The 260-nt window shown below is 66.9% G+C and carries 1 protein-coding gene; it reads left to right on the forward strand.

The features are described 5' to 3' along the window. Positions 1-260: hypothetical protein (locus RMT89_RS43890; protein WP_315889343.1), on the forward strand; the 260-nt coding region annotated here is incomplete at both ends.

Here is a 260-nt window from a genome sequence, read left to right on the forward strand (position 1 = left end):
GGGTGGCCCAGGCCATCGACGGCGTTCTCGCCGATCGCGAGCTTGTCCGGGAGCAAGTCGACGCCATCGTTCGCCATTTCATCGAGGCCGAGCGCGCCCATATTGCGATGGAGGAGCGCGATTTCTTTCCCGTCGCGGTCAAGGCGCTGAAGCCCGAGGACTGGGCGGAGATCGCGGCAACGGGGACGCCCGACCAGGATCCGCTGTTCAGCGACGTCGCCGAGCAGGAATTCGACGCGCTGCGGGCGCATATCCTGCGG

It is taken from the genome of Streptomyces sp. P17 (assembly GCF_032436805.1).
GTDB lineage: Bacteria > Actinomycetota > Actinomycetes > Streptomycetales > Streptomycetaceae > Streptomyces.